The sequence below is a fragment of the Microcoleus sp. MON2_D5 genome (assembly GCF_036701905.1).
Classification (GTDB): Bacteria; Cyanobacteriota; Cyanobacteriia; order Cyanobacteriales; family Microcoleaceae; genus Microcoleus.
Map to the genome: position 1 here is coordinate 1 of NZ_JAUBRM010000184.1, position 4,819 is coordinate 4,819.

Below are 4,819 nucleotides of genomic sequence, written 5' to 3' on the forward strand. Positions count from 1 at the left end.
CTGTTTTTTTTAGCAATTGAATTCACCTCTATTCCAGATACACACAATAGAGTTATTTTGTCAATGCGTAAGTCCTAATATCCTAGAAAGTTTAAATTTGTCCGTTAGAGAATGGCGTTGTCCATCCTGTCAATCAATTAATGGCAGGAATGAAAACGCCAGTCGTAATATTTGTGCAGTCGGGGCATCGACTGTTGGCTTAGGTGATGTAAGTCGGGCTACGCCTGCAATTGCTGTTTGAAGCTAGAATCCCCACCCTTCAAGGGTGGGGAGTATGTCAATTTCATGGAGATGCTCCCTCAGCATCGACACCTACTTGGAAACTGAAAAATCTCAAATCTAAAATCCCAAATCGAAAATCATTACACTTTGCCAAATCGGCGGCTGCGCTTCTGATAATCAGACAAAGCGCGGTGAAACTCCGATCGATCAAAATCCGGCCACAGCGTCTCAGTAATGTAAATTTCGGAATAAGCCATTTGCCATAGTAGAAAATTGCTCAACCGCATTTCCCCGCTCGTCCGGATCAGCAAATCCGGGTCACAAACATCAGCAGTATACAAATAGCGTTTAAATAAAACCTCATCAATCTCCTCCGGCTGCAACTTGCCCTCTTTCACCTGAGTGGCGATCGCCCGACAAGCTTGTACAATCTCCTGACGCCCCCCGTAATTCGTCGCCACCGTAAACAAAATCCCTTGATTGTGCTGAGTGGCCGTCACAGAACGCTCGATTTCGGCTTGCAAAGACTTCGGCAAAGCCTGCAAATTCCCCATAAATTGAATTTGCACGTCCTCGTCCACCATCTCCCGCAATTCTTGCCGCAGCTTTCCCTCAAACAAACTCATTAAAAAATCCACCTCTCCGGCCGGCCGCCCCCAATTCTCCGTCGAAAAAGCATAGGCCGTTAAAGCTGGAATCCCCCAATCTTTGCAGCAGCGCAGCAGTTCCTTCAGAGTGCTAGCTCCTCGGCGGTGCCCCGCAATCCGCGGCAACCCCTTATTCTTAGCCCAGCGCCCGTTCCCGTCCATAATCACTGCTATGTGCTTAGGCAGTAGTTCTTGTTGCAGATCCTCCGGCAACTTTTCCAAGCAAATTCCTTGACTCATGGTTTCTCCCGATTACCCGACTAACGGCGCAGTATCCGTTTTAATAGCGTCACTCCCTTCAATCCTATCTGGCGTCCGAGATTGCCGATCGGAATTGGAGCCACAACTCTTTCTCCCTCAGACGGAAACAGCTTTGCTTCCAACAATTCCTTAAGTTTGCTGCTAGTCAAAGGTCGATTTAACATTCCCATCTGCGCTAAAGAAATAGAACCCGTTTCCTCAGACACCACCACGCACAGGCAAGCTTGCACCCGTTCCGTAATCCCCATCGCCGCCCGGTGGCGGGTTCCCAACTGCCGCGACGCGCTGCGATCGGACAAAGGCAAAATTACCCCCGCCGACACGATCCGCGAACCTCGAATCAAAACAGCTCCGTCGTGCAGCAAAGTTTGCGGCTGAAAGATTGTCTGCAACAATTCTTTAGAAACTTCAGCATTTAGCTTGAGTCCCGGCACCGAAAAATCTCGATCGTCGATCGGAGAATCTGTTTCTATAATTAGTAAAGCGCCCGTGCGGTTTTGCGAAAGTTCTTTTACTGCGTCCACAATTTCATCTATTACGCTGTCCGGTTCGGGATTTGGTCGGCGATCGCGTCCAAACAATTGCCGAAATTCCCCCCGACCCAATTGTTCCAGAAATCGGCGAAACTCCGACTGCAATATGACCGCCATTGCCACAGCCGAACCAGTCACCAAGCTGTTGAGGGCAACGTGCAATAGCCTCAATCCAGCCCAGTTGCTCACCGCCGCCGCCAGCATCAAAATAATAAATCCCCGTACCATCCACAGCGTTCTGCGCTCGCCAACAATGACGAGCACCAAATACGCAAGGGCAAAAACCAGTCCAATATCGATCCCTTGAATCAATAAGGACTGAACGAGGGTCAAGTCAAAGCCAGATTGTTGATTGTTCATGGTTCATCGAACGCTACCGCCTGTGAACCGCGAACCGTGATGCACTCGAACCCATGAACCATGAACAGTTGTTATAAGGAATATGCTGAAAATCCCCGTGTTTTTAGACCGGGGAGTGTCAATCTAATCGCGTGACTGAACAAGGCAAAAGTTAAAAGTGAAAAGGCAATCATCACTAAGTAAACATCGATTGTCTTTCTTTTAACTTTTAACTTTTAACTTTTAACTTTTGAGCTCCGAGTCGTTCAGGAAGGCGGTCAAGCCTCAGCAAATCCTGGTAAGTTTCCCGCTGTATAATCGTGTTAACTTCCCCATTTCTAACTAAAACCGCTGCCGGTCGGGGCACTCGGTTGTAGTTAGAAGCCATGCTGTAATTGTATGCCCCTGTAGCCGGAACGGCTAGGATATCTCCGGCCCGACAATCTGGCAATTTGGCATCTTTAATCAGAACATCGCCTGATTCGCAGTGTTTCCCAGCAATTGTCACTGTTTCCGTTAAGGGAGCAGACATTTTGCCGGCTGCGAGGACTCGATAAACTGATTGATAGGTAATAGGACGCGGATTGTCCGACATCCCGCCATCGACAGCTATATACGTCCGCATTTCCGGAATGACTTTTTTAGAGCCAACGGTATAAGCTGTAACGCAAGCTGTACCCACGAGCGATCGACCAGGTTCGCAAAGCAATTTAGGCAAGGGCAATTGCTGCCGCTCGCAAGCTGCTACCACTGCCTTGCAAATCGTACGAGCCCAATCTTCAATGCTAGGAGGATCGTCCGCTTCAGTATAGCGAATGCCCAACCCACCGCCAATATTAATTTCTGTCGCTGGCAAACCATAACTCTGTGCTTTTGTCAAGGCCTGAACTATGACTTCGGCTAAATCGTCATGGGGTTGCAGTTCAAAAATCTGAGAGCCGATGTGAGCGTGCACTCCCACGCAAAATAACGACGGCTGTTGGCTGATGAAAGTAAATACTCGATCGAGCGAGTTGGGATCGAAGCCAAATTTACTGTCGATTTGACCCGTCTGAATGTACTCGTGGGTGTGACACTCAATTCCAGGAGTAAACCGCACCATAACTCGTGTCGGCCCACCTGTGAGGCTGCTGACACCCAATTCTCCCAACTCTGCTAGAGTTTCTAAATCCCGCCAATTGTCGGCTACGGTAGTGCAGCCGTTTTCGACAGCTAGCTGTAGTTCCTCGCGGGACTTGTTGTTACCGTGGAAGTAGATTTTGTCGGGGCTGACGCCGGCTTGCAGTGCAGTGTGGATTTCTCCGGCGGATACGACATCTATGCCTAAACCTTCCGAAGCTGCGATCGCGCAAACTGCCAAACAACTCCAAGCTTTAGAAGCATAGATCACTTGAGATTCGCCCGGATAGTAACGCTTAAAAGCATCCCGGTACTGGGTACAAGCCGCCCGCAGCGTTTCTTCGTCTAAAATGTACAACGGCGAGCCAAATTGCTCCACCAAAGCTGTCACCTCGCAGCCTCCGATTTCCAACCGATCGCTGCTGTTAACACTGGCTGTCAGCGGTAACAGTTCTTGATTGGGCGATCGATTTTGCAGGGCCGGCTTCGAGTCAGACAGATACTTAAGTCCCGATTCGACCCCGAAAGATTGAGTTGATACCATCGCGCAATAACTATCCTAGGTTATTAGTCAGCAGTCATTAATCAGCAGTCAGCAGTCGGCAGTCATTAATCAGCAGTCATTGGTCGTTGGCAGTAGACTAATGTCTGGAGACTTGTGAGTCATGACTCAGGACTAGCAACAAACAGCTAATCGCTACTGTGTTTTCCAGTGTACAATTTACAGCCGTGCGTTTTCTACAAATTAAACATCTCGCCGCCGAAGACCTCAACAGTGCAGTCGAACTCGATCGCCTCTGTTTTGGCGGACTGTGGACGATCGAAGGCTATGGGCGCGAGTTAGGCAGTCCTAACAGCGATTTACTGGGTTTGTGGGCTTCTGAAACCGGGGACTGCGAATCACAAAGATTCGACAGCGAACTGAAGTCGATCGAGCGGAACAGCATTCTCAACTCAAAATCGCTCAGTGTTGAGAGTTCCTCGCCAGCAACTCCCAACTCAAAACTTACCCCAACCCTGATCGGTTTGGGTTGCCTGTGGGCAATTTTAGAAGAAGCTCATATTACAATTTTGGCAATTCATCCTCGCTTTCAAGGTCAGGGTTTAGGACAAGCTCTGCTTTGGGATTTACTAAAAAAGGCTCACTATAGACAATTAGAACGGGCAACCTTAGAAGTGCGGGAATCTAATTTAGCCGCAGTTTCTCTTTACCAAAAATTTGGGTTTAAAGAGGCAGGACGGCGGAAACGGTACTACGAAGACACCGGAGAAGATGCTCTGGTAATGTGGCGCAGCGGCATAGAGAAACCAGAATTTCAGCAATATTTAGCGGTTGAGAAAGTGCCAATTTGCGATCGGCTGCATCAGAAAAACTGGCATTTGGCGATCGATAAATTTTGAGTTTTGAATGTAATTTGTTGGCTCTTCCGTACTTAGTGTGTTAAGTTTACTTAAATTTATCCTCAAGGCTTTGCTAAGTAAGGCTTTGAGATTATTTACAGAGGCTTGCGCTGTTGAGCAAGTTGCTCAACTGAGGGCGATTGCCTTGAAATCCCAGCCAGCTATGCTGTATGATATCATGTCCGGTCGATTAACCATGATATGATCAGGAGAAACACCACCCAATACGGTTCAGTTAAGGCTCAAATAGTGGTAAATTAGGTATGGTGTCCAAAAATGGAGAGCAAGTAAGGTGCA

Annotated in this window: 4 protein-coding genes; 1 reads left to right on the forward strand and 3 read right to left on the reverse strand. The window is 48.2% G+C overall.

Annotation, left to right across the window (positions count from 1 at the left end; genetic code table 11):
- Positions 1 to 362: 362 nt before the first annotated feature.
- From QUA47_RS30240 to lysA, 3 genes are all read right to left on the reverse strand, one after another.
- Positions 363 to 1,109 carry an isoprenyl transferase gene (locus QUA47_RS30240; RefSeq protein WP_006632600.1) on the reverse strand — a complete coding sequence of 249 codons (747 nt, stop codon included), beginning with the start codon at positions 1,107 to 1,109 and terminating at the stop codon, positions 363 to 365.
- Positions 1,110 to 1,129: 20 nt separating this feature from the next.
- The gene (gene cdaA / locus QUA47_RS30245; RefSeq protein WP_333215711.1) at positions 1,130 to 2,023 is read right to left on the reverse strand and encodes a diadenylate cyclase CdaA; all 894 of its coding nucleotides are present in this window, start codon (positions 2,021 to 2,023) and stop codon (positions 1,130 to 1,132) included.
- Positions 2,024 to 2,231: 208 nt separating this feature from the next.
- Positions 2,232 to 3,665 carry a diaminopimelate decarboxylase gene (lysA, locus tag QUA47_RS30250; RefSeq protein WP_333433537.1) on the reverse strand — a complete coding sequence of 478 codons (1,434 nt, stop codon included), beginning with the start codon at positions 3,663 to 3,665 and terminating at the stop codon, positions 2,232 to 2,234.
- 158 nt (positions 3,666 to 3,823) lie between these two features.
- Here lysA and rimI point away from each other — a divergent pair, with 158 nt between their 5' ends.
- Positions 3,824 to 4,522: a ribosomal protein S18-alanine N-acetyltransferase gene (gene rimI / locus QUA47_RS30255; RefSeq protein WP_333433538.1), complete on the forward strand. Its 699-nt coding sequence runs from the start codon at positions 3,824 to 3,826 to the stop codon at positions 4,520 to 4,522.
- Positions 4,523 to 4,819 lie beyond the last annotated feature (297 nt).

Bases quoted from the DNA above. Each gene is read 5' to 3' on its own strand.
- QUA47_RS30240 (WP_006632600.1), bottom strand. From the start codon at position 1,109: ATGAGTCAAGGAATTTGCTTGGAAAAGTTGCCGGAGGATCTGCAACAA.
- lysA (WP_333433537.1), bottom strand. From the start codon at position 3,665: ATGGTATCAACTCAATCTTTCGGGGTCGAATCGGGACTTAAGTATCTG.
- cdaA (WP_333215711.1), bottom strand. From the start codon at position 2,023: ATGAACAATCAACAATCTGGCTTTGACTTGACCCTCGTTCAGTCCTTA.